The sequence below is a fragment of the Kluyvera genomosp. 1 genome (genome assembly GCF_001266615.1).
GTDB lineage: Bacteria > Pseudomonadota > Gammaproteobacteria > Enterobacterales > Enterobacteriaceae > Kluyvera > Kluyvera cryocrescens_A.
In genome coordinates this window covers 12,284-33,812 of sequence record NZ_LGHZ01000015.1, presented here as the reverse complement: position 1 = coordinate 33,812, position 21,529 = coordinate 12,284, and the positions used below count along the sequence as shown (strand labels likewise).

At 54.3% G+C, this 21,529-nt stretch carries 21 protein-coding genes; 12 read left to right on the top strand and 9 right to left on the bottom strand.

Annotation, left to right across the window (positions count from 1 at the left end):
• Window positions 1-49: 49 nt before the first annotated feature.
• The 5 genes from cmoB to KP80_RS09775 are packed head-to-tail and all read right to left on the bottom strand — an operon-like array spanning window position 50 to window position 3,625.
• Complete coding sequence (cmoB, locus tag KP80_RS09795) at window positions 50-1,018, bottom strand: tRNA 5-methoxyuridine(34)/uridine 5-oxyacetic acid(34) synthase CmoB (RefSeq protein WP_052283463.1); 969 nt, start codon at window positions 1,016-1,018, stop codon at window positions 50-52.
• A complete protein-coding gene (gene cmoA, locus KP80_RS09790; RefSeq protein WP_052283462.1) occupies window positions 1,015-1,758 on the bottom strand; it encodes a carboxy-S-adenosyl-L-methionine synthase CmoA in 744 nt (247 codons plus the stop codon). The genes cmoB and cmoA overlap by 4 nt, the downstream gene beginning before the upstream one ends.
• A gap of 38 nt (window positions 1,759-1,796) precedes the next feature.
• Window positions 1,797-2,192: an MAPEG family protein gene (locus tag KP80_RS09785; protein ID WP_052283461.1), complete on the bottom strand. Its 396-nt coding sequence runs from the start codon at window positions 2,190-2,192 to the stop codon at window positions 1,797-1,799.
• A gap of 51 nt (window positions 2,193-2,243) precedes the next feature.
• Window positions 2,244-3,062, bottom strand: coding sequence for a DUF72 domain-containing protein (locus tag KP80_RS09780; protein ID WP_052283460.1), 819 nt, complete (start codon window positions 3,060-3,062; stop codon window positions 2,244-2,246).
• Window positions 3,059-3,625 carry a hydrolase gene (locus KP80_RS09775; RefSeq protein ID WP_052283459.1) on the bottom strand — a complete coding sequence of 189 codons (567 nt, stop codon included), beginning with the start codon at window positions 3,623-3,625 and terminating at the stop codon, window positions 3,059-3,061. The genes KP80_RS09780 and KP80_RS09775 overlap by 4 nt, the downstream gene beginning before the upstream one ends.
• 266 nt (window positions 3,626-3,891) lie before the next feature.
• On the opposite strand from KP80_RS09775, the gene aspS reads away from it, so the two are divergent.
• From aspS to ruvB, 6 genes are all read left to right on the top strand, one after another.
• Window positions 3,892-5,679, top strand: coding sequence for an aspartate--tRNA ligase (aspS, locus tag KP80_RS09770; RefSeq protein WP_052283458.1), 1,788 nt, complete (start codon window positions 3,892-3,894; stop codon window positions 5,677-5,679).
• A gap of 1 nt (window position 5,680) precedes the next feature.
• Window positions 5,681-6,124 carry a dihydroneopterin triphosphate diphosphatase gene (nudB, locus tag KP80_RS09765; protein WP_052283457.1) on the top strand — a complete coding sequence of 148 codons (444 nt, stop codon included), beginning with the start codon at window positions 5,681-5,683 and terminating at the stop codon, window positions 6,122-6,124.
• Window positions 6,125-6,152: 28 nt separating this feature from the next.
• Window positions 6,153-6,896: a YebC/PmpR family DNA-binding transcriptional regulator gene (locus KP80_RS09760; protein ID WP_052283456.1), complete on the top strand. Its 744-nt coding sequence runs from the start codon at window positions 6,153-6,155 to the stop codon at window positions 6,894-6,896.
• Window positions 6,897-6,930: 34 nt separating this feature from the next.
• On the top strand, window positions 6,931-7,452 hold the full coding sequence (ruvC, locus tag KP80_RS09755; protein WP_003034867.1) for a crossover junction endodeoxyribonuclease RuvC: 522 nt from the start codon (window positions 6,931-6,933) through the stop codon (window positions 7,450-7,452).
• Between the two features lie 81 nt (window positions 7,453-7,533).
• The gene (ruvA, locus tag KP80_RS09750; RefSeq protein WP_052283455.1) at window positions 7,534-8,145 is read left to right on the top strand and encodes a Holliday junction branch migration protein RuvA; all 612 of its coding nucleotides are present in this window, start codon (window positions 7,534-7,536) and stop codon (window positions 8,143-8,145) included.
• A gap of 8 nt (window positions 8,146-8,153) precedes the next feature.
• Window positions 8,154-9,164 carry a Holliday junction branch migration DNA helicase RuvB gene (ruvB, locus tag KP80_RS09745; RefSeq protein ID WP_052283454.1) on the top strand — a complete coding sequence of 337 codons (1,011 nt, stop codon included), beginning with the start codon at window positions 8,154-8,156 and terminating at the stop codon, window positions 9,162-9,164.
• Between the two features lie 90 nt (window positions 9,165-9,254).
• Here the strand turns inward: ruvB and znuB are convergent, their stop codons facing one another.
• Both znuB and znuC read right to left on the bottom strand, forming a co-directional pair.
• Complete coding sequence (gene znuB, locus KP80_RS09740) at window positions 9,255-10,040, bottom strand: zinc ABC transporter permease subunit ZnuB (RefSeq protein WP_052283453.1); 786 nt, start codon at window positions 10,038-10,040, stop codon at window positions 9,255-9,257.
• Window positions 10,037-10,792, bottom strand: a complete 756-nt coding sequence (gene znuC, locus KP80_RS09735) for a zinc ABC transporter ATP-binding protein ZnuC (protein WP_052283452.1) — start codon at window positions 10,790-10,792, stop codon at window positions 10,037-10,039. The genes znuB and znuC overlap by 4 nt, the downstream gene beginning before the upstream one ends.
• Window positions 10,793-10,869: 77 nt before the next feature.
• Between znuC and znuA the strand changes: the two genes are divergently transcribed.
• From znuA to lpxM, 3 genes are all read left to right on the top strand, one after another.
• On the top strand, window positions 10,870-11,829 hold the full coding sequence (gene znuA, locus KP80_RS09730) for a zinc ABC transporter substrate-binding protein ZnuA (RefSeq protein WP_052283451.1): 960 nt from the start codon (window positions 10,870-10,872) through the stop codon (window positions 11,827-11,829).
• 12 nt (window positions 11,830-11,841) lie between these two features.
• Window positions 11,842-13,161 (top strand): murein DD-endopeptidase MepM, encoded by a 1,320-nt coding sequence (mepM, locus tag KP80_RS09725; RefSeq protein ID WP_052283450.1) that lies wholly within the window; start codon window positions 11,842-11,844, stop codon window positions 13,159-13,161.
• A gap of 130 nt (window positions 13,162-13,291) precedes the next feature.
• Window positions 13,292-14,269 carry a lauroyl-Kdo(2)-lipid IV(A) myristoyltransferase gene (lpxM, locus tag KP80_RS09720; RefSeq protein WP_052283449.1) on the top strand — a complete coding sequence of 326 codons (978 nt, stop codon included), beginning with the start codon at window positions 13,292-13,294 and terminating at the stop codon, window positions 14,267-14,269.
• Window positions 14,270-14,363: 94 nt separating this feature from the next.
• Here lpxM and pyk read toward each other — a convergent pair whose 3' ends face one another.
• Window positions 14,364-15,806, bottom strand: a complete 1,443-nt coding sequence (gene pyk, locus KP80_RS09715) for a pyruvate kinase (protein WP_052283448.1) — start codon at window positions 15,804-15,806, stop codon at window positions 14,364-14,366.
• A 112-nt stretch (window positions 15,807-15,918) separates the two neighbouring features.
• Entirely contained in the window at window positions 15,919-16,788 is an 870-nt protein-coding gene (locus tag KP80_RS09710; RefSeq protein WP_052283447.1) for a MurR/RpiR family transcriptional regulator, read from the bottom strand.
• Window positions 16,789-17,285: 497 nt separating this feature from the next.
• Here KP80_RS09710 and zwf point away from each other — a divergent pair, with 497 nt between their 5' ends.
• The 3 genes from zwf to KP80_RS09695 all read left to right on the top strand — a co-directional run bounded on the left by zwf (window position 17,286) and on the right by KP80_RS09695 (window position 21,486).
• Entirely contained in the window at window positions 17,286-18,761 is a 1,476-nt protein-coding gene (gene zwf / locus KP80_RS09705) for a glucose-6-phosphate dehydrogenase (protein WP_052283446.1), read from the top strand.
• A gap of 232 nt (window positions 18,762-18,993) precedes the next feature.
• Entirely contained in the window at window positions 18,994-20,805 is a 1,812-nt protein-coding gene (gene edd / locus KP80_RS09700) for a phosphogluconate dehydratase (protein WP_052283445.1), read from the top strand.
• A 39-nt stretch (window positions 20,806-20,844) separates the two neighbouring features.
• The gene (locus KP80_RS09695) at window positions 20,845-21,486 is read left to right on the top strand and encodes a bifunctional 4-hydroxy-2-oxoglutarate aldolase/2-dehydro-3-deoxy-phosphogluconate aldolase (protein WP_052283444.1); all 642 of its coding nucleotides are present in this window, start codon (window positions 20,845-20,847) and stop codon (window positions 21,484-21,486) included.
• The last annotated feature ends 43 nt before the right edge of the window (window positions 21,487-21,529 follow it).

Genomic DNA, 21,529 nt, shown 5'->3' with positions numbered 1-21,529 from the left:
TCTGCAATATGCCAACCGGCCACGTCGGTGTTTGTTTTGGAAAGAGGCGTTACGGCTTACGCGCTATCAGTACCGCACGCAGCGGAGCCGGGTAACCTTCAATCGTTTTGGTCGGGTCGTTCGGGTCGAGGAAGTCTGCCAGTGACTCGGTGACCATCCACTCGGTACGGCGCTGTTCTTCAGTTGACGTCACATTCATATCGACGATGCGTACATCAACAAAACCGCATTTTTCCAGCCAGTTTTTCAGCGCTGGCGCTGACGGAATAAAGTAGACATTGCGCATTTGCGCGTAGCGATCGCCCGGCACCAGCACCGTATTTTCATCACCCTCTACCACCAGCGTTTCCAGCACCAGTTCACCGTCATTGACCAGTTGGTCTTTCAACTGCCACAAATGCTCCAGAGGTGAGCGGCGGTGGTAGAGAACGCCCATCGAGAAGACGGTATCAAAGGCTTTAAGCGCCGGGAGCTGTTCGATGCCAAGCGGCAGCAAGTGCGCGCGCTGATCATTGCCTAAAAGCTTACGCACTGCTTCAAACTGGCACAGGAACAGCTGGGTTGGGTCAATACCCACCGCCAGATGTGCACCCGCACCAATCATGCGCCACATGTGATAGCCGCTACCGCAGCCGACATCGAGGATGGTACGCCCACTAAGATCGGAGAGATGCGGCAGAACGCGGTCCCACTTCCAGTCAGAGCGCCATTCGGTATCGATATTCACGCCGTACAGCGAGAATGGCCCTTTACGCCATGGCATCAGGTGACGCATCAACGTATCAATGCGTTTTACCTGGCCTTCGCTCAGCGGTTGCTCGCTTTCGGCGGTGACGCTATGCAGCAGATCCAGCTTCCACGGCTGGATTTCCGGTAGAAACTCAACTGCGTTTGACCACTGCTTAAACAGGCCATGCTGATCGCGCTGCCAGGTAGCAATTTGCGCCGGCAGCGTTTCCAGCCAATGTGAAAGAGGGCTTTTGGCGATTTGCTGATAAAAATTACCAAACTCGATCATGCCGGGGTTCCTTCCTTGAGCGCCACCAGGGAGCCGAAGTTAAAGCACTGGAACCACAGTTCGCTATGTTCAAAGCCGGCTTCATGCAGACGGGCTTTATGCACTTCGACCGAATCTGTCAGCATCACGTTTTCCAGCATGCTGCGTTTTTGGCTGATTTCCAGCTCGCTGTAACCGTTGGCACGCTTAAAGTCGTGGTGCATGTTAAATAACAGTTCGCCAACGGTGGCGTCTTCAAAGCTGAATTTTTCTGACAGCACTAGCGCGCCGCCCGGATTCAACCCTTTATAGATTTTATTCAGCAATGCCTGACGTTCTGCGGGTTCGAGGAACTGGACCGTAAAGTTCAGCACCACCATGGAGGCGTTTTCGATCTCGATGTCGCGAATATCGCCTTCGATGACGTCAACCGGCGTCGGTGCCTTGTAGGCATCGATGTGGCGGCGGCAGCGTTCAATCATAGCCGGAGAGTTATCGACGGCAATGATGCGGCAGTCGCTGTGGGCGATATTGCGGCGGATGGAAAGCGTGGCAGCGCCCAGTGAGCAACCGAGGTCGTAAACCTGGGTCCCAGGCTGAACGAAGCGTTCGGCAAGCATGCCAATCATGGAGATAATGTTCGAGTAGCCGGGCACGGAGCGCTGGATCATATCCGGGAATACTTCAGCTACCCGTTCGTCGAAAGTCCAGTCGCCGAGGCGGGCGATAGGGGCAGAAAATAGCGTGTCGCGGTCAGACATAAAGGGAATCCGGAAAAATAAAAACGGCGTATTGTGCGCTAACGCAACGAGAAAACCAACTCCCACGGCATATACCACAGGTTAGCGAGCACCATTAGCAACAATGAAATGTAGGTCGCGCTCATGCCAGAACGCCGCCAGCGGAACAGGCGATGGTGGAAACCGTAGTAGTGCATCAGGCGTCCGGCAAGCAGCAGCAGGCCGCAGAGATGGACCATCCAGGTTTCTGCGCCGTTCATTTCCATAAACAGCAGCAGAATTACGCCAATAGGAATGTACTCGACCGCATTTCCATGAATACGGATAGCGCTTTGCAGTTCGCTAAAACCGCCGTCGCCGTAGGCCACTCGGTAGAGCATACGCAAACGAACCACATCAAAAGAAAACTTTATCAGCAACAATGCCGCCAGCACGGCATACAGCGCGCTAACCATACAAACTCCCTTTCTGTTGGCAGATGGCACCCATTATCATAGGTATGAATGTCAGAAAAGAGAAGATTGTTGTGGAATAGAAGGTGCGGAACCCAGCTCGGGAAGGGCGCTTTGCAGCGCTTGCCACAGCGAATGCACCAGCTCCGGCGCCTGGGCGATATCCGGGGTATGCAAAAACAGATACGGTGTGGTGGTCTGCTGCCATTTTTGCAGCTTCTCAAGCCAGGGGGCGAACATTTCCTGGTTTTGCACCATCTCATCACTGCCGATAAACCGCACCATTGGCTGGCCGGCGGTGACAACGGCATGTACCGGCACCTTCGGTTTTTTACGCTGAGCTTCTCTTACCGCTTCATTGCGGGCAATCGCCGCATGCACCGGCCGGCTATCCAGAATGACGCGGTTCACCTCGCGCTCGTGTAGGCCACGGTTAAGCTGCCGCTCATCTTCGCCTTTGGCAAAAAACTGCGGATGGCGTACTTCAACCCCGTAATGAAACGCTTTCGGCAGGCCGTCGAGAAACGCCCATAGGGCGGGGAGATCGCGTGGGCCAAAGGTTGCAGGAAGCTGCAGCCAATACTGGCCGATTCGTTCATCGAGTGGCGACATGCGTTGGAAAAATTCCAGCGTCAGCGCATCACACTGGCGCAGCGCGGCCTGATGCGAAATGGTCGCCGGAAATTTAAAGCAAAAGCGAAAGTTATCGTCGGTCTGCGCCAGCCAGCGGGAGACAATTTCTGCTTTTGGCAGGGCGTACAGCGTGGTGTTGCCCTCCACGCAGTTAAAGTGGCGGGCATACTCTTCAAGGCCTGTGATCCCAAGTCGCGCCCATTTTGGATGCGACCATTGCGGGAGCCCGAGATAAATCATAACGCTTCGAGGATCTCGGCGGTGCTACGTACGCGAGCGATGCGTGGGAAGATGTGCGTCATGCTGCCCTGATGCTGCTCGGCGGAGGAGGCGCTACAGGCGTCTTCGGCAATAATCAGGTTAAAGCCCAGCTCCCAGGCGTTACGGGCGGTAGATTCAACGCCGATATTGCTCGAAATACCGCACAGAATAATCGTGTCGATGCCGCGGCGACGCAACTGCATTTCCAGGTCAGTGCCGTAAAACGCGCCCCATTGACGTTTGGTGACTTCGATATCGCTATCCTGTTTGCCAAGCGTAGATGGGTAGGTCCACCAGTTTTCCGGCAGCGCTTTCGCGGGTGCCTGCACGTCAACCGGCTGTTTCAGGGCTTCGGCAAAATCCGCCGACCAGCCGACGCGAACCATCACCACCGGTGCGGATGCCGCGCGGCATTTCTGCGCCAGGCGTGCTGCGCGTCCGACCACGTCGGTTGCCGTATGTGGGCCACCGGCGAAGGGCAGAATGCCCTCTTGCAGGTCAATCACCACCAGGGCCGTTTTTTTTGCGTCTAAATTCAGCATGGTTTTTCCTCTTTCAACGAGCTGTTGGCGCATACCTTACAATCGCCGTTAGGTTATTGAAGGGATAATTATTGTTAATTTTTGTGAGCATGAGCAATAAGCGTTCAGCAAACAGGCGTATAAACCGCACTGGGCTTATCGTGAGCGAGAATTTCCAGTATAATAGCCCCCTTTTTTCATCCAGTAGTGACATTCAGCTAAAGCTGCGACAGTTAAGCCTGCACGGCAGGTGACAATCCGCCGACGGCTAAGTTAAGGGATATCTCATGCGTACAGAATATTGCGGACAGCTTCGACAGTCCCACGTTGGGCAGCAGGTGACTCTGTGTGGTTGGGTCAACCGTCGTCGTGATCTCGGCAGCCTCATTTTTATCGACATGCGCGACCGTGAAGGCATCGTACAGGTATTCTTCGATCCGGATCGTGCGGATGCGTTGAAGTTAGCCTCCGAACTGCGTAACGAGTTCTGCATCCAGGTGACCGGCACCGTGCGTGCGCGTGATGAGAAAAACATCAACGCGGATATGGCGACCGGCGCAATTGAAGTTCTGGCGTCTGACCTGACCATCATCAACCGTTCAGAATCACTGCCGCTGGACTCCAACCACGTCAATACCGAAGAAGCGCGTCTGAAATACCGCTACCTCGATCTGCGTCGTCCAGAAATGGCACAGCGTCTGAAAACCCGCGCGAAAATTACCAGCTTCGTGCGTCGTTTTATGGATGACCACGGCTTCCTCGACATCGAAACCCCGATGTTGACCAAAGCGACTCCGGAAGGCGCGCGCGACTACCTCGTACCGTCTCGCGTACACAAAGGTAAATTCTACGCGCTGCCGCAGTCTCCTCAGCTGTTCAAACAGCTGCTGATGATGTCCGGCTTCGACCGCTACTATCAGATCGTGAAATGCTTCCGCGACGAAGATCTACGTGCTGACCGTCAGCCTGAATTTACCCAGATCGACGTTGAAACTTCCTTTATGACTGCGCCTCAGGTGCGTGAAGTGATGGAAGCTCTGGTTCGCCAGCTGTGGCTGGAAGTGAAAGGCGTGGATCTGGGTGATTTCCCTATCATGACCTTCGCCGAAGCCGAGCGTCGCTACGGTTCCGATAAACCGGATCTGCGTAACCCAATGGAGCTGGTTGACGTTGCTGACCTGCTGAAATCCGTGGAGTTCGCGGTCTTCTCTGGCCCGGCAAACGATCCGAAAGGCCGCGTTGCCGCACTGCGCGTTCCTGGTGGCGCTGCGCTGACCCGTAAGCTTATCGACGAATACGGCAACTTTGTGAAGATCTACGGCGCGAAAGGCCTGGCTTACATCAAAGTGACCGAACGTGCGAAAGGCATGGAAGGTATCAACAGCCCAGTGGCCAAATTCCTGACCGCTGACATCGTCGAAGCCATTCTTGAGCGCACTGGTGCACAAGACGGCGACATGATCTTCTTCGGCGCGGATAACAAGAAAGTCGTTGCCGATGCGCTGGGTGCACTGCGCCTGAAGCTGGGTAAAGATCTGAACCTCACCGACGAAAACATGTGGGCACCGCTGTGGGTTATCGACTTCCCAATGTTTGAAGAAGATGGTGAAGGCGGCCTGACCGCGATGCACCACCCGTTCACCTCGCCGAAAGACATGACCACCGACGAGCTGAAAGCCGCACCGGAAGATGCCGTCGCTAACGCCTACGATATGGTTATCAACGGCTATGAAGTGGGCGGTGGCTCCGTGCGTATTCACCGTGGTGACATGCAGCAGACCGTGTTCGGGATCCTGGGCATCAATGAACAGGAACAGCGTGAGAAGTTTGGCTTCCTGCTGGACGCTCTGAAATACGGTACGCCACCGCATGCAGGTCTGGCCTTTGGTCTGGACCGTCTGACCATGCTGCTGACCGGCACTGACAACATTCGTGACGTTATCGCCTTCCCGAAAACCACCGCAGCAGCCTGCCTGATGACCGAAGCGCCAAGCTTCGCGAACCCGGCATCCTTGGGCGAACTGGGTATTCAGGTTATCGCGAAAGAGCCAAAAGAGTCGGCGGAGAACAAGTAATATGCTATTCAAGCGGCCCGTTTCTATTCTGGTAGTGATTTACGCCCAGGACAGCAAACGGGTGCTGATGTTGCAGCGACGCGACGATCCTGCTTTCTGGCAGTCGGTTACCGGCAGCCTGGAAGAGGGTGAAACCGCGTCGCAGGCCGCCCTGCGCGAAGTAAAGGAAGAGGTCACTATTGATGTTGTTTCTGAGCAACTGACCTTGAAAGACTGCCAGCGCACGGTGGAGTTTGAAATTTTTCAACATTTACGTCATCGCTATGCCCCTGGCGTTGAGCGCAATACAGAATCCTGGTTCTGCCTTGCGCTTCCCCACGAGCGGGAGATTGTGTTCACTGAACACCTGACCTACCAATGGCTTGACGCGCACGCTGCGGCGGCGCTCACCAAATCGTGGAGCAATCGGCAGGCGATTGAAGAATTTGTCATTAACGCTGCCTGAAAGGGCATAGTTTTTTGGAGATATTTTTATGGCAGGTCATAGTAAATGGGCCAACACCAGACATCGTAAAGCAGCGCAGGATGCTAAGCGCGGCAAAATCTTCACCAAGATCATTCGTGAACTGGTGACAGCGGCCAAACTGGGCGGCGGCGATCCGGATGCAAACCCACGTCTGCGTGCGGCGGTTGATAAAGCGCTGTCCAATAACATGACGCGTGACACCCTGAACCGCGCTATCGCGCGCGGTGTGGGCGGTGATGAAGATTCCAACATGGAAACCATCATCTATGAAGGCTACGGTCCTGGCGGCACAGCGGTGATGATCGAATGTCTGTCTGACAACCGTAACCGTACCGTTGCCGAAGTGCGCCATGCGTTCTCCAAAACCGGCGGTAACCTGGGTACTGACGGTTCCGTTGCTTACCTGTTCAGCAAAAAGGGCATCATCTCTTTTGAGCAGGGCGATGAAGACACCATCATGGAAGCGGCGCTGGAAGCCGGTGCTGAAGACGTTGTGACCTTCGATGACGGCGCGATTGACGTTTATACCGCGTGGGAAGAGATGGGCAAAGTTCGTGATGCGCTGGAAGCCGCTGGTCTGAAAGCCGATGCCGCTGAAGTATCGATGATTCCGTCTACCAAAGCGGATATGGATGCAGAAACAGCACCGAAGCTGATGCGCCTTATCGATATGCTGGAAGACTGTGACGACGTTCAGGAAGTCTACCATAACGGCGAAATCTCTGACGAGGTTGCTGCTACCTTAGAATGAGGTGGTTGAGCCCTAACATAACAGGAGATGCGTGATGTCTATTATTCTCGGCATTGACCCGGGATCGCGCATCACCGGTTATGGCGTCATCCGTCAGGTTGGCCGTCAGCTAACCTACCTTGGCAGCGGATGTATCCGTACCAAGGTGGATGATTTACCGTCGCGCCTGAAGTTGATTTATGCAGGCGTGACGGAAATCATCACCCAGTTCCAGCCGGATTATTTTGCCATCGAGCAGGTGTTTATGGCGAAGAACGCCGACTCGGCGCTCAAGCTGGGGCAGGCGCGTGGTGTGGCGATTGTTGCCGCGACCAACCAGGATCTTCCCGTTTTCGAATATGCCGCGCGTCAGGTCAAACAGACCGTGGTCGGGATTGGGAGCGCGGAAAAAAGTCAGGTCCAGCATATGGTGCGCACGCTGTTAAAACTACCCGCCAACCCCCAGGCGGACGCCGCCGATGCGCTGGCTATCGCTATCACCCACTGCCACGTTAGCCAAAACGCCATGCAAATGAGTGAGTCGCGGCTGAATTTAGCGCGCGGACGGTTACGATAATGACAAATCAGGCTGGATAAACATCCAGCCTTTTTTTATGATAGCGCATTACCTTTTTAGCCCTTAACGCAGGAGCGTCATGTGATAGGCAGACTCAGAGGCATCATTCTCGAAAAACAACCCCCACTGGTTCTTCTGGAAACGGGCGGGGTAGGCTATGAAGTGCATATGCCGATGACCTGTTTCTACGAGCTGCCTGAAGCCGGGCAGGAAGCCATTATCTTCACCCATTTTGTGGTGCGTGAAGATGCGCAACTGCTGTATGGCTTCAACAACAAGCAAGAGCGCACGCTGTTCAAAGAGCTGATTAAAACCAATGGTGTGGGGCCTAAACTGGCGCTAGCGATTCTTTCTGGTATGTCGGCACAGCAGTTTGTTAACGCGGTAGAACGCGAAGAGCTCGGCGCACTGGTGAAGCTGCCGGGTATCGGCAAGAAAACCGCTGAGCGCCTGATTGTTGAAATGAAAGACCGCTTTAAAGGCCTTCATGGCGATCTGTTTACCCCAGCAGCCGATCTGGTCTTGACCTCACCGGCAGGTCCGGCGGCAGATGATGCCGAACAGGAAGCGGTTGCTGCGCTGGTGGCGCTGGGCTATAAACCTCAGGAAGCCAGCCGAATGGTCAGCAAAGTTGCCCGTCCGGATGCCAGCAGTGAAACATTGATCCGCGAAGCGCTGCGCGCGGCGCTATGAGGTAAAGGATGATTGAAGCAGACCGCCTGATAGCCTCAGGCAGTACCATGGCGGAAGAGGTGGCAGACCGCGCCATCCGCCCAAAATTACTGGCTGAGTATATTGGTCAGCCGCAGGTGCGCTCGCAGATGGAGATTTTCATCCAGGCGGCGAAACTGCGCGGCGACGCCCTCGATCACCTGCTGATTTTTGGCCCACCGGGGCTGGGTAAAACCACGTTGGCCAATATTGTCGCTAATGAGATGGGCGTGAATTTACGCACCACCTCAGGCCCGGTGCTGGAAAAAGCCGGCGATCTGGCGGCAATGCTCACCAACCTTGAGCCTCACGACGTGCTGTTTATCGATGAGATACACCGTCTATCTCCGGTGGTGGAAGAAGTGCTCTATCCGGCCATGGAAGACTACCAGCTTGATATTATGATTGGCGAAGGCCCGGCTGCGCGTTCCATTAAAATCGATCTGCCGCCGTTTACCCTGATTGGTGCGACCACCCGCGCGGGTTCTTTGACCTCACCGCTGCGCGACAGATTTGGTATTGTGCAGCGACTTGAGTTTTATCAGGTGCCCGATCTCCAGCATATTGTGGGCCGTAGCGCGCGCTTTATGGGGCTGGAGATGAGCGAGGAGGGTGCGCTGGAAGTGGCTCGCCGTGCGCGCGGTACCCCGCGTATCGCTAACCGTCTGCTACGCCGCGTGCGCGATTTTGCTGAAGTGAAACACGATGGCACCATTTCAGCGGATATCGCCGCTCAGGCGCTGGATATGCTGAACGTCGATGCGGAAGGATTTGACTATATGGACCGCAAGCTGCTGCTGGCGGTCATTGACAAGTTCTTTGGCGGTCCAGTGGGGCTTGATAACCTGGCGGCAGCGATTGGCGAAGAGCGCGAAACCATTGAGGATGTGCTGGAACCGTATCTGATTCAGCAGGGGTTCTTACAGCGTACGCCGCGTGGGCGTATGGCGACGGTTCGTGCGTGGGATCACTTCGGGATTAAACCACCCGAGACACCTTAATCATAGCGTCGGATGGCATTACATTATGCCCGACCTACCGCGTTATCGTTGTGCGTGGCATGTAGGTCGGACAATCACAGAGTAGCCTGATTAGCTGCTCTGTTTTTTCATCATGCTGATAATAAACAGCAGTGCGGCGCACAGCACCACCGATGGCCCCGCAGGCGTGTCGTAGAACGCTGAGAAGGTCAGTCCACCGGTCACGGCAATCATCCCCATCCCTACTGCAATTCCTGCCATTTGTTCCGGCGTACGCGCAAAACGGCGCGCCGTCGCGGCAGGAATAATCAGCAGCGACGTAATAATCAGCGCCCCAACGAATTTCATCGCTACGCCAATGGTGAGCGCGGTGACCAGCATCAACAGCAGCTTCACGCGCTGCAGTTTTACGCCGTCAACGAACGCCAGGTCTGGGCTAATGGTCATCGACAGCAGGTTGCGCCACTGCCAGAACAGAATCGCCAGCACGACGATGACGCCCAGCGCGATGGAGATGAGATCCTGCGGCGTCACGGCGAGTAAATCGCCAAACAGATAGGCCATCAAATCGACGCGAACGTTCGACATCAGGCTCACCACTACCAAACCCAGCGACAGCGCACTGTGCGCCATAATGCCTAATAATGTATCAATGGCGAGGTGAGGACGCTTTTCCAGCCATACCAGACCGGTGGCCAGCAGCAGCGTGACGGTGATCACCGCATAGAATGGGTTCACATCCAAAAGCAGGCCGAAGGCGACGCCCAGCAAAGAAGCATGCGCAAGGGTATCGCCGAAATAGGACATCCGACGCCAGACCACAAACGAGCCCAGCGGGCCGGCAGCACACGCCAGCATCATTCCGGCAAGCCAGCCGGGAAGTAAAATTTCAATCATGACTGCCCATTTCCCCGACGTAAAACAATACGGCCCTGTAAATCATGGCGATGGTTATGCTGATGGCGATAGATCCCCAGCTGTTCGGCCCCACGTGGGCCAAACATCGAAATAAATTCAGGATGCATTGAAACGACATCCGGCGTACCGGAGCAGCAAATATGGTGATTCAGGCACAGAACCTCATCGGTTTTGGCCATGACCAGGTGCAGGTCATGCGACACCATCAGCACGGCGCAGTCGAGTTCCTGGCGCAGCTGGTTAATCAAGTCATACAGCGCGACCTGACCGTTAACGTCAACGCCCTGAGTCGGCTCATCAAGAACCAAAAGCTGGGGCTTATTGAGTAACGCCCGCGCCAGCAGTACGCGCTGGGTTTCCCCGCCGGAGAGCTTTTGCATTGGCGCATCCTGCAAATGTGCGGCCTGGACGCGCATCAGTGCAGGCAGGATATCTTCCTTACGCGTCGCAGGGTGTAGACGTAAAAAGCGCTTGACGGTCAGCGGCAATGTGGCGTCGAGGTGTAACTTCTGCGGTACATAACCAATACGCAGATGTTTGTCGCGGATGACAACGCCTTCGCTAGGTGCTACCAGGCCGAGAACCACGCGTACCAGCGTTGATTTACCCGCGCCATTAGGGCCCAGCAGCGTCAGAATGCGGCCAGGTTTGAGATTTAGCGAGATGTCAGAGAGCACCCGGCGTTGACCGAAGGAGACTGCAACATTTTCCAGAGATACAAGATTAGTCATAGCAATTAGGGGTTGCACAAGATAGTGAATGTTATAATATCACACTTCTCTTATTCATTTCGATTATCAGACGCATAATGTTACAGAAAAATACGCTTCTTTTCGCAGCTTTATCCGCTGCACTTTGGGGAACGGCAGCACAGCGTGCTGATGCCGCCGTGGTCACGTCACTTAAGCCACTTGGATTCATCGCTTCGGCGATCGCCGATGGGGTCACTGAGACCCAGGTTTTACTGCCTGACGGCGCCTCTGAGCATGACTATTCATTGCGCCCATCTGATGCAAAACGCTTACAAAACGCGGACTTAGTTGTCTGGATTGGTCCTGAGATGGAAGCGTTTATGAACAAGTCAACGCAAAGCATTCCTGACACTAAAAAAGTGACGATCGCCCAGCTTGACGGGGTGAAACCGTTACTCATGAAAGGCGCAGATGACGACGATGACGATCATGGTGTCGAGGGTGAACATGATCATGCTCACGCAGAAAAAGGTGACGCACATCACCATCACGGCGACTACAACATGCATCTGTGGCTTTCCCCAGAGATAGCGCGGCTGTCAGCGGTTGCAATCCATGACAAATTAGTGGAACTTATGCCCCAGAGTCGAGCCCGACTTGACGCCAACCTGAAGGATTTTGAGGCCAACCTGGCCACAACCGATAAACAGGTTGCCAACGAGCTGGCACCGGTGAAAGGAAAAGGGTATTTCGTTTTTCATGACGCCTACGGGTACTACGAAAAACATTACGGTTTGACCCCACTTGGGCACTTTACCGTAAACCCTGAGATCCAACCTGGTGCGCAGCGTTTACATCAAATAAGAACACAGTTGGTTGAGCAAAAAGCAACCTGCGTTTTTGCTGAGCCACAATTCAGGCCCGCTGTCGTTGAATCTGTCGCGCGGGGAACGACTGTCCGTATGGGCACGTTGGATCCTCTTGGCACGAATATACAGCTGAGTAAAGAAAGCTACCCGGCGTTTCTGACTCAACTGGCGACCCAGTATGCGAGCTGCCTGAAAGGAGATAAGTAAGGAAGTGAATACGTGCAGCAGATAGCCCGCTCTGTCGCTCTGGCATTTAATAATTTGCCGCGGCCCCACCGCGTTATGCTGGGGTCACTCACCGTTCTCACCTTGGCCGTCGCAGTTTGGCGGCCATACGTTTACCACCCAACTTCTTCACCGGTCATTCGTACCATCGAGCTGGAGAAAAAAGAGATTCGCTCTCTGTTACCGGAGGCCAGCGAACCTATCGATCAGTCCGCTCAGGAAGACGAAGCGATTCCTCAGGATGAACTCGACGACAAAGCCGATAACGAAACGGGCGTGCATGAATATGTGGTATCCACGGGCGATACCCTAAGCAGCATCCTGAATCAGTATGGTATTGATATGGGAAATATCAGCCAGCTGGCTGCGGCGGATAAAGAGCTGCGGAACATGAAGGTTGGTCAACAGCTTTCCTGGACGCTGAACGACGATGGTGACCTCCAGCGTTTGACCTGGGAAATGTCACGTCGCGAAACCCGCACCTACGATCGCATTGCCAACGGCTTTAAGATGAGCAGCGAGATGCAGCAGGGCGACTGGGTCAACAGCCTGGTGAAAGGCACCGTTGGCGGTAGCTTTGTCTCTAGCGCCGTAAATGCCGGCTTAACCAGCGTCGAAGCAAGCGCCGTTATCAAAGCGATGCAGTGGCAGATGGACTTCCGTAAGCTGAAAAAAGGCGACGAATTCTCGGTATTGATGTCGCGCGAAATGCTCGACGGCAAGCGTGAACAAAGCCAGCTGCTGGGTGTACGTTTACGTTCAGATGGCAAAGACTACTACGCGATCCGCGCAGAAGACGGTAAGTTTTATGACCGTAACGGCACCGGGCTGGCGAAGGGCTTCCTGCGCTTCCCAACCGCGCGTCAGTTCCGCGTTTCGTCTAACTTTAACCCGCGTCGTCTGAACCCGGTTACTGGACGTGTGGCGCCGCACCGTGGCGTTGATTTTGCCATGCCGCAGGGTACGCCAGTACTTGCCGTTGGTGATGGTGAAGTGGTGGTTGCGAAGCGTAGCGGGGCGGCGGGGTACTACGTGGCGATTCGTCATGGTCGTACTTATACCACCCGCTACATGCACCTGCGTAAGCTGTTAGTGAAACCGGGTCAGAAGGTGAAACGTGGCGATCGTATTGCGCTGTCCGGCAATACCGGGCGTTCAACCGGCCCGCACCTGCACTATGAAGTCTGGTTGAACCAACAGGCGGTGAACCCGCTGACGGCTAAACTGCCGCGTACCGAAGGGCTGACCGGCTCCGACCGTACCGACTATCTGGCCCAGGTGAAACAGGTCCTGCCGCAGCTGCGTTTTGACTGATATCGCCTAAGAAACAGACGTTCAGAGCCGGTGCTTTCCTAGCACCGGCTTTTTCTTTTGTGCGAAGCACCCACGCTCGCTACACTATCTGATTATCCGCACCACCCGATGATTCGAACCAGGAACAGGCATGGAAACGAAGAAAAATAATAGTGAATACATTCCCGAGTTTGAGAAATCTTTCCGCCATCCGCGCTACTGGGGCGCATGGCTAGGCGTGCTGGCTTTTGCTGGTATCGCTTACATTCCGGCAAAAATTCGCGACCCGCTGTTGGGAAAACTCGGCCGCTTGGCTGGGAAATATGGCCGAAGTGCGCGTCGTCGCGCGCAGATTAACCTGCTTTACTGCTTCCCGGAAAAAAGCGAAGCCGAGCGTGAAGCGATTATCGATGAAATGTTTGCTACCGCACCGCAGGCGATGGTGATGATGGCTGAGCTGGCGCTGAAAGGGCCAGAGAAGATTCTGCCGCGCCTGGAGTGGCAGGGGCAGGAGATTATCGATGAGATGCGCCGCAACGGTGAAAACGTGATTTTCCTCGTGCCACACGGCTGGGGTGTCGATATCCCGGCGATGGTGATGGCCTCGCAGGGACAGAAGATGGCAGCGATGTTCCATAACCAGGGCAATAAGGTCTTCGACTTCGTGTGGAATACCGTTCGTCGCCGCTTTGGTGGCCGCCTGCATGCGCGTAACGATGGTATCAAACCGTTTATTCAGTCGGTACGCCAGGGCTACTGGGGCTATTATTTGCCGGATCAGGATCATGGCCCTGAGCACAGCGAATTCGTTGATTTCTTTGCTACCTATAAAGCCACGCTGCCCGCGATTGGCCGTCTGATGAAAGTGTGTCGTGCGCGCGTCGTGCCGCTGTTCCCAGTCTATAACGGCGAAACGCATCGTTTAACCATCCTGGTGCGTCCGCCGATGGACGATCTGCTGGAAGCGGATGATCACACCATTGCGCGCCGGATGAACGAAGAAGTGGAGATCTTTGTGGGGCCACATGCCGAACAGTACACGTGGATTTTGAAACTGCTGAAAACGCGTAAGCCCGGCGAAACCGAACCGTATCAGCGCAAAGAGCTGTATCCGAAGAAAAAGAAATAGAGTTGCGGACAAGTGGTTATCGCCGCATTCGGTTTTGAACGAAAGCCATAAAAAAAGCCCAGGCATTAGCCCGGGCTTTTTTATACCGCGAGGTTTACTCGACGGTCAGGATACGCGTGGTGTTGGTTGAGCCCACGGTGCTCATGACGTCGCCCTGAGTTACGATAACCAGGTCACCCGACATCAGGTAGCCTTTATCGCGCAGCAGATTGACCGCATCGTGCGCCGCTGCTACGCCATCACAGGCGCTATCAAAGAACACAGGGGTAACACCGCGGTACAGCGCCGTCAGGTTCAGTGTACGTTCGTGACGGGACATGGCGAAGATCGGCAGGCCAGAAGTGATACGTGAGGTCATCAGCGCAGTGCGGCCAGATTCGGTCATGGTGATGATGGCAGTCACGCCTTTCAGGTGGTTTGCCGCATACATTGCCGACATGGCAATGGCTTCTTCCACGTTGTCGAACTGGACGTCGAGACGGTGTTTAGAGACGTTAATACTTGGGATTTTTTCCGCACCCAAACAAACGCGAGCCATCGCAGCAACGGTCTCAGAAGGATACTGACCTGCGGCGGTTTCCGCAGACAGCATCACCGCATCGGTACCATCCAGCACGGCGTTCGCCACGTCCATCACTTCGGCGCGGGTTGGCATTGGGTTGGTGATCATTGACTCCATCATCTGGGTCGCGGTGATCACGGTACGGTTCAGCTGACGCGCGCGACGAATCAGCGCTTTCTGGATGCCAACCAGTTCCGGGTCGCCGATTTCAACGCCCAGGTCACCACGGGCAACCATGACCACGTCGGAGGCGAGAATGATGTCGTCCATCGCGTCCTGGCTGCAAACGGCTTCCGCGCGTTCTACTTTCGCCACAATTTTTGCATCACAGCCAGCTTCGCGCGCCAGACGGCGAGCATAGTTCAGGTCTTCACCACAGCGTGGGAAGGAGACGGCGAGGTAATCGACGCCAATTTTGGCCGCCGTGATGATGTCCGCTTTGTCTTTCTCAGTTAACGCTTCAGCGGAGAGGCCGCCACCTAATTTGTTGATGCCTTTATTGTTGGACAACGGGCCACCGACGGTCACTTCGGTGAACACCTTCATGCCCTGGATTTCCAGCACTTTTAGCTGCACGCGGCCATCATCCAGCAGCAGGATATCGCCCGGTACCACGTCGGCTGGCAGGCCTTTATAGTCGATGCCGACTTTCTCTTTATCGCCTTCACCTTTGCTCAGGTTGGCATCAAGGAGGAATTTGTCGCCGATATTGAGGAATACTTTGCCTTCTTTGAAGGTGGATACGCGGATTTTGGGTCCTTGCAAATCGCCAAGGATGGCTACATGACGCCCAAGTTTTGCCGCAATTTCGCGTACTTTATCGGCACGTAGCTGGTGGTCTTCCGGCGTACCGTGTGAAAAGTTCATACGCACAACGTTAGCACCGGCGGAAATGACCTTCTCGAGGTTATTGTCGCGATCAGTTGCTGGGCCTAACGTGGTGACGATCTTGGTTCTGCGAAGCCTTCTGGACATGTAATACTCCGTTGACTAATACAACTTAAGGTGTTGCGTGAACAGGAATTCGGCAATGTCGCCAAGCTGGCGCTACCGAATGATTTAATTAATGACGTCGTGCTTATCGCTTTTAGTGGTTATCGCTGTGTGTCGATAGCTCTTTATCAAACCGCGATTCTTTCAATGCTTCTTTGACTCGCTTCAAGTTATCCCTGAATTTTGCCCCACGGCGCAGGGTAAAGCCCGTTGCCAGGACATCAATCACGGTAAGCTGCGCCAGTCTTGAGACCATCGGCATATAAATATCGGTGTCTTCTGGAACATCCAGAGTGATGGCGAGCGTGGCTTCCCGGGCCAGCGGCGTGCCGGCGGAAGTGATAGCGATGACCATGGCATCATTCTCCCGTGCCACCTGTGCGACCTCTACCAGGCTCTTGGTTCTGCCGGTATGTGAAATCAGCACCACCACATCATCGTCGCTGCAATTCATACAACTCATTCGTTGCAAAACGATGTCATCAGAATAGATGACCGGAACGTTGAAGCGGAAAAATTTATTCATCGCATCGTGGGCGACCGCCGCCGAAGAACCGAGCCCAAAGAAGGCAATCTTCTTGGCCTGGGTTAAAAGATCGACGGCCCGATTGACCGCAGACATATCAAGAGACTGGCGAACATGGGCAAGACTCGCCATAGCGGACTCGAAAATTTTTGCCGTGTAGGCTTCTACGCTGTCATCTTCATCAACATTACGATTAACATACGGTGTACCGTTGGCGATACTTTGGGCAAGATGGAGCTTGAAATCCGGGAAACCTCGGGTCTCCATGCTGCGGCAGAAACGGTTCACGGTGGGTTCGCTGACCTCGGCTTCAAGGGCGAGTGCGGCAATGCTTGAATGGATTGCCTGTTCCGGTGCCGCGAGAATAACTTCCGCGACTTTTCGCTCGGATTTGCTAAGGTTTTCCAGTTGGGACTGGATTCTTTCCAGCATGTTCATCGTGACAAGGCGCTCATAGATTGAAACGATTCCATTAATGGGTGAAATCTGCAGGCGTTTTAGCAAGAATATACGCTTGAAGCCGGATGAAAAGTGAATAGGAACAGCAAAAGATGTTGTTTTTTTTCATAACATGATCAACGTCGTATTTTAACTGGCGTCATTCAGGCGAAAGAACGAACAAAATTGGCGGATTGCCTAACGCTGCGGCCGGAACGGTTCCGATTTGTGCGATCGACAGGCGAGAAAGGCGTTAAAGGGTTTCGGCAATTTGGTAAACACAGTACAGTGCACCGTAAGAAAATTACAACGATATCCGGTATTTTTCAGGAAAACCTGAAGGATAAAGAATATATACCCAAAATAATTCGAGTTGCATGAAGGCGGCAAGAGAGGGAATCCCAGGCGCGTCCATGAGTACGTGACTGGGGTGAACGAGCACAGGCAACTTGAAGTATGAAGGATATAGAACCGGGTCTTTAACTGAGGAGAATGACATGGCGGTAACGCAAACGGCCCAGGCATGCGATCTGGTCATTTTCGGCGCGAAGGGCGACTTGGCCCGCCGGAAACTGCTGCCTTCCCTGTATCAGCTTGAAAAAGCCGGTCAAATTAACCCTGACACCCGTATTATCGGCGTAGGCCGTGCCGACTGGGACAAAGCCGCGTACACCAAAGTGGTTCGCGAAGCTTTGGAAACCTTCATGAAAGAAAAAATTGATGAAGGTTTGTGGAATACCCTCAGCGCGCGTCTTGATTTCTGTAACCTGGATGTGAATGACGCACCTGCGTTTTCACGTCTTGGGGAGATGCTCGATCAAAAAAATCGTACTACTATCAACTATTTTGCGATGCCACCAAGCACTTTCGGCGCTATCTGTCGCGGTCTGGGTGAAGCGAAGCTGAACGCCAAACCTGCGCGCGTGGTGATGGAAAAACCGTTAGGCACCTCGCTTGAGACCTCACGTGAAATCAACGACCAGGTGGGTGAGTACTTTGAAGAGTGCCAGGTTTACCGTATCGACCACTATCTGGGTAAAGAAACGGTCCTGAACCTGCTGGCGCTGCGCTTTGCCAACTCCCTGTTTGTGAACAACTGGGATAACCGCACCATCGATCACGTGGAAATTACCGTGGCCGAAGAAGTGGGTATTGAAGGCCGTTGGGGTTACTTCGATCAGGCTGGCCAGATGCGCGACATGATCCAAAACCACCTGCTGCAAATTCTTTGCATGATTGCGATGGCGCCGCCGTCTGATTTGACGGCTGACAGCATTCGTGACGAGAAAGTGAAAGTTCTAAAATCACTGCGTCGCATTGATCGCAGCAATGTGCGCGATAAAACGGTCCGTGGGCAGTATACCGCTGGATTCGCGCAGGGGCAGAAAGTCCCTGGCTATCTGGAAGAAGAGGGTGCCAATAAATCCAGCAGCACTGAAACCTTCGTATCTATTCGCGTAGACATTGATAACTGGCGCTGGGCAGGTGTTCCATTCTATCTGCGTACCGGTAAGCGTTTGCCGACAAAATGCTCTGAAGTTGTTGTTTACTTCAAAAACCCAGAACTGAACCTGTTCAAAGAGACCTGGCCTGAGCTGCCGCAGAACAAGCTGACGATTCGTTTGCAGCCGGATGAAGGCGTGGATATTCAGATCCTCAACAAAGTTCCGGGTCTGGAGCACAAGCACAATCTGCAGGTGACCAAGCTGGATCTGAGCTATTCAGAAACCTTCAACCAGACTCACCTCGCCGATGCCTACGAGCGTCTGCTGCTGGAAACCATGCGCGGTATCCAGGCGCTGTTCGTTCGCCGTGATGAAGTGGAAGAAGCGTGGAAGTGGGTCGACTCGATTACTGAAGCGTGGGCGAGCGATAAAGATGCGCCTAAACCGTACCAGGCGGGCACCTGGGGACCGGTGGCTTCCGTTGCCATGATCACCCGTGACGGTCGTTCCTGGAACGAGTTCGAGTAAGCCGTAGCAGTAATCCGGAAGGGTTATTTTACCGGTAACATGATCTAACACAGCATGTAGTGCTATTTTTGCGCATTTAAGCCCCGGGCGGATTCACTCCCGGGGCTTTTTTTATTACACTAGCGGTAGATACTTGCCTCTGAGCTGCGTTATACGGGCGTCTTACATAAGTTAAGCCAATATATTCGTCCTATTAGACAGCGGCCTGGACAGAAAAATTTGAGGAGCCTTTATGAACTCTGTAATGTTACGGGTAACAAATCGCATTATTGAACGCTCTCGCAGCACGCGTGAAGCCTATCTGGCGCGCATTGAGCGGGCGAAAACTGAAACGGTTCACCGTTCAGAACTGGCCTGCGGTAACCTGGCGCACGGCTTTGCTGCCTGTCAGCCAGATGACAAAGCGTCACTGAAAAGCATGCTGCGCAACAATATCGCGATTATCACCTCCTATAACGACATGCTTTCTGCCCATCAGCCGTATGAAAACTACCCGGAACAAATCCGCAAAGCGCTGCACAGCGTGAATGCAGTGGGTCAGGTCGCGGGCGGCGTGCCGGCCATGTGTGACGGCGTGACCCAGGGGCAGGACGGTATGGAACTCTCCCTGCTGAGTCGTGAAGTGATTGCGATGTCCGCGGCGGTTGGCCTGTCTCACAACATGTTCGATGGCGCGCTGTACCTTGGCGTATGCGACAAAATTGTCCCAGGGCTTGCCATGGCGGCGTTTTCCTTCGGCCACCTGCCTTCCGTATTCATTCCGTCAGGCCCAATGGCCAGCGGCCTGCCGAACAAAGAAAAAGTCCGTATTCGTCAGCTGTATGCTGAAGGCAAGGTTGATCGTAATGCGCTGCTGGAGTCTGAAGCGGCTTCCTACCATGCGCCGGGTACCTGTACTTTCTACGGCACCGCGAATACCAACCAGATGGTTATCGAATTCATGGGCATGCAGCTGCCGGGTTCTTCATTCGTTCATCCTGATGCGCCGCTGCGTGCAGAGCTGACTGCCGCTGCAGCACGTCAGGTGACTCGTATGACCGGCAACGGCAATGACTGGATGCCGTTGGGCAAAATGGTTGATGAGAAAGTCGTTGTTAACGGTATTGTGGCGCTGCTGGCAACCGGTGGGTCCACTAACCACACCATGCACCTGGTGGCGATGGCGCGTGCTGCCGGTATCATCATTAACTGGGATGATTTCTCTGACCTGTCTGAAGTGGTACCGCTGATGGCGCGTCTGTACCCGAATGGCCCAGCTGATATCAACCACTTCCAGGCGGCAGGCGGTGTTCCTGTGCTGGTACGTGAACTGCTGAAAGGCGGTCTGCTGCATGAAGATGTCAACACCGTAGCAGGCTTCGGCTTGTCTCATTACACCATGGAGCCATGGCTGAATGAAGGTAAGCTGGACTGGCGTGATGGCGCGACGGTGTCCCTGGATGACAGCATTATTGCCACCTTCGACAAGCCTTTCTCCAAACACGGCGGTACCAAAGTGCTGAGCGGTAACCTCGGCCGTGCGGTGATGAAAACCTCCGCGGTTCCGGTTGAAAACCAGGTGATTGAAGCCCCAGCGGTGATTTTTGAAAGCCAGCACGATGTATTGCCAGCGTTTGAAGCGGGTCTGCTGGACAAAGATTGCGTCGTTGTTGTGCGCCATCAAGGGCCAAAAGCGAACGGTATGCCAGAATTACATAAACTTATGCCGCCACTTGGTGTATTATTGGACCGCTGTTTCAAAATTGCGTTAGTCACTGATGGCCGACTGTCGGGTGCATCCGGTAAAGTACCGTCAGCGATTCACGTGACCCCTGAAGCCTATGACGGCGGACTGCTGGCGAAAGTGCGCGACGGTGACATGATCCGCGTAAACGGCCAGACCGGCGAGCTTACGCTGCTGGTCGATGAAGCCGAACTGGCTGCGCGTCAACCGCATATTCCCGATCTGAGCGCTTCGCGCGTGGGAACAGGCCGTGAACTGTTTGGCGCATTACGGGAAAAACTGTCCGGTGCAGAACAGGGCGCAACCTGTATTACCTTTTAAGATGACACGATTTGTAGATCTGGCGAGAGAGAATTTCTGATGAAAAACTGGAAAACAACTGCAGAAGCAATCCTGACCACCGGCCCAGTAGTACCGGTTATCGTGGTTAACAAGCTTGAGCACGCAGTACCGATGGCGAAAGCGCTGGTTGCAGGCGGCGTACGTGTACTGGAAGTGACGCTGCGTACCGCATGCGCGATGGACGCTATCCGCGCCATTGCGAAAGAAGTTCCGGATGCTATCGTCGGCGCGGGTACCGTGACCAACGCACAGCAGCTGAAAGAAGTTACCGAAGCGGGCGCACAGTTCGCTATCAGCCCAGGCCTGACCGACAATCTGCTGAAAGCAGCGACTGCTGGGACTATCCCGCTGATCCCAGGTATCTGTTCTGTTTCTGAATTGATGCTGGGTATGGAACACGGCCTGAAAGAGTTCAAATTCTTCCCGGCTGAAGCTAACGGCGGCGTGAAAGCACTGCAGGCGATTGCGGGTCCATTCTCTCAGATCCGTTTCTGCCCAACCGGCGGTATTTCACCAGCTAACTACCGTGACTACCTGGCACTGAAAAGCGTTCTGTGCATCGGTGGTTCCTGGTTAGTTCCCGCTGACGCGCTGGAAGCTGGCGATTACGATCGCATCACCAAACTGGCTCGCGAAGCCGTTGCTGGTGCAAAACTGTAAGATAGCGGTTCTCCCGGCTATCTGACCGGACAGAGCGAGAAAA

Bases quoted from the DNA above. Each gene is read 5' to 3' on its own strand.
- lpxM (WP_052283449.1), top strand. From the start codon at position 13,292: ATGGAAACGAAGAAAAATAATAGTGAATACATTCCCGAGTTTGAGAAA.
- pyk (WP_052283448.1), bottom strand. From the start codon at position 15,806: ATGTCCAGAAGGCTTCGCAGAACCAAGATCGTCACCACGTTAGGCCCA.
- nudB (WP_052283457.1), top strand. From the start codon at position 5,681: ATGCTATTCAAGCGGCCCGTTTCTATTCTGGTAGTGATTTACGCCCAG.
- ruvC (WP_003034867.1), top strand. From the start codon at position 6,931: ATGTCTATTATTCTCGGCATTGACCCGGGATCGCGCATCACCGGTTAT.
- KP80_RS09760 (WP_052283456.1), top strand. From the start codon at position 6,153: ATGGCAGGTCATAGTAAATGGGCCAACACCAGACATCGTAAAGCAGCG.
- KP80_RS09695 (WP_052283444.1), top strand. From the start codon at position 20,845: ATGAAAAACTGGAAAACAACTGCAGAAGCAATCCTGACCACCGGCCCA.
- znuB (WP_052283453.1), bottom strand. From the start codon at position 10,040: ATGATTGAAATTTTACTTCCCGGCTGGCTTGCCGGAATGATGCTGGCG.
- znuA (WP_052283451.1), top strand. From the start codon at position 10,870: ATGTTACAGAAAAATACGCTTCTTTTCGCAGCTTTATCCGCTGCACTT.
- znuC (WP_052283452.1), bottom strand. From the start codon at position 10,792: ATGACTAATCTTGTATCTCTGGAAAATGTTGCAGTCTCCTTCGGTCAA.
- zwf (WP_052283446.1), top strand. From the start codon at position 17,286: ATGGCGGTAACGCAAACGGCCCAGGCATGCGATCTGGTCATTTTCGGC.
- KP80_RS09775 (WP_052283459.1), bottom strand. From the start codon at position 3,625: ATGCTGAATTTAGACGCAAAAAAAACGGCCCTGGTGGTGATTGACCTG.
- KP80_RS09710 (WP_052283447.1), bottom strand. From the start codon at position 16,788: ATGAACATGCTGGAAAGAATCCAGTCCCAACTGGAAAACCTTAGCAAA.
- KP80_RS09785 (WP_052283461.1), bottom strand. From the start codon at position 2,192: ATGGTTAGCGCGCTGTATGCCGTGCTGGCGGCATTGTTGCTGATAAAG.
- aspS (WP_052283458.1), top strand. From the start codon at position 3,892: ATGCGTACAGAATATTGCGGACAGCTTCGACAGTCCCACGTTGGGCAG.
- ruvB (WP_052283454.1), top strand. From the start codon at position 8,154: ATGATTGAAGCAGACCGCCTGATAGCCTCAGGCAGTACCATGGCGGAA.
- KP80_RS09780 (WP_052283460.1), bottom strand. From the start codon at position 3,062: ATGATTTATCTCGGGCTCCCGCAATGGTCGCATCCAAAATGGGCGCGA.
- edd (WP_052283445.1), top strand. From the start codon at position 18,994: ATGAACTCTGTAATGTTACGGGTAACAAATCGCATTATTGAACGCTCT.
- cmoA (WP_052283462.1), bottom strand. From the start codon at position 1,758: ATGTCTGACCGCGACACGCTATTTTCTGCCCCTATCGCCCGCCTCGGC.
- cmoB (WP_052283463.1), bottom strand. From the start codon at position 1,018: ATGATCGAGTTTGGTAATTTTTATCAGCAAATCGCCAAAAGCCCTCTT.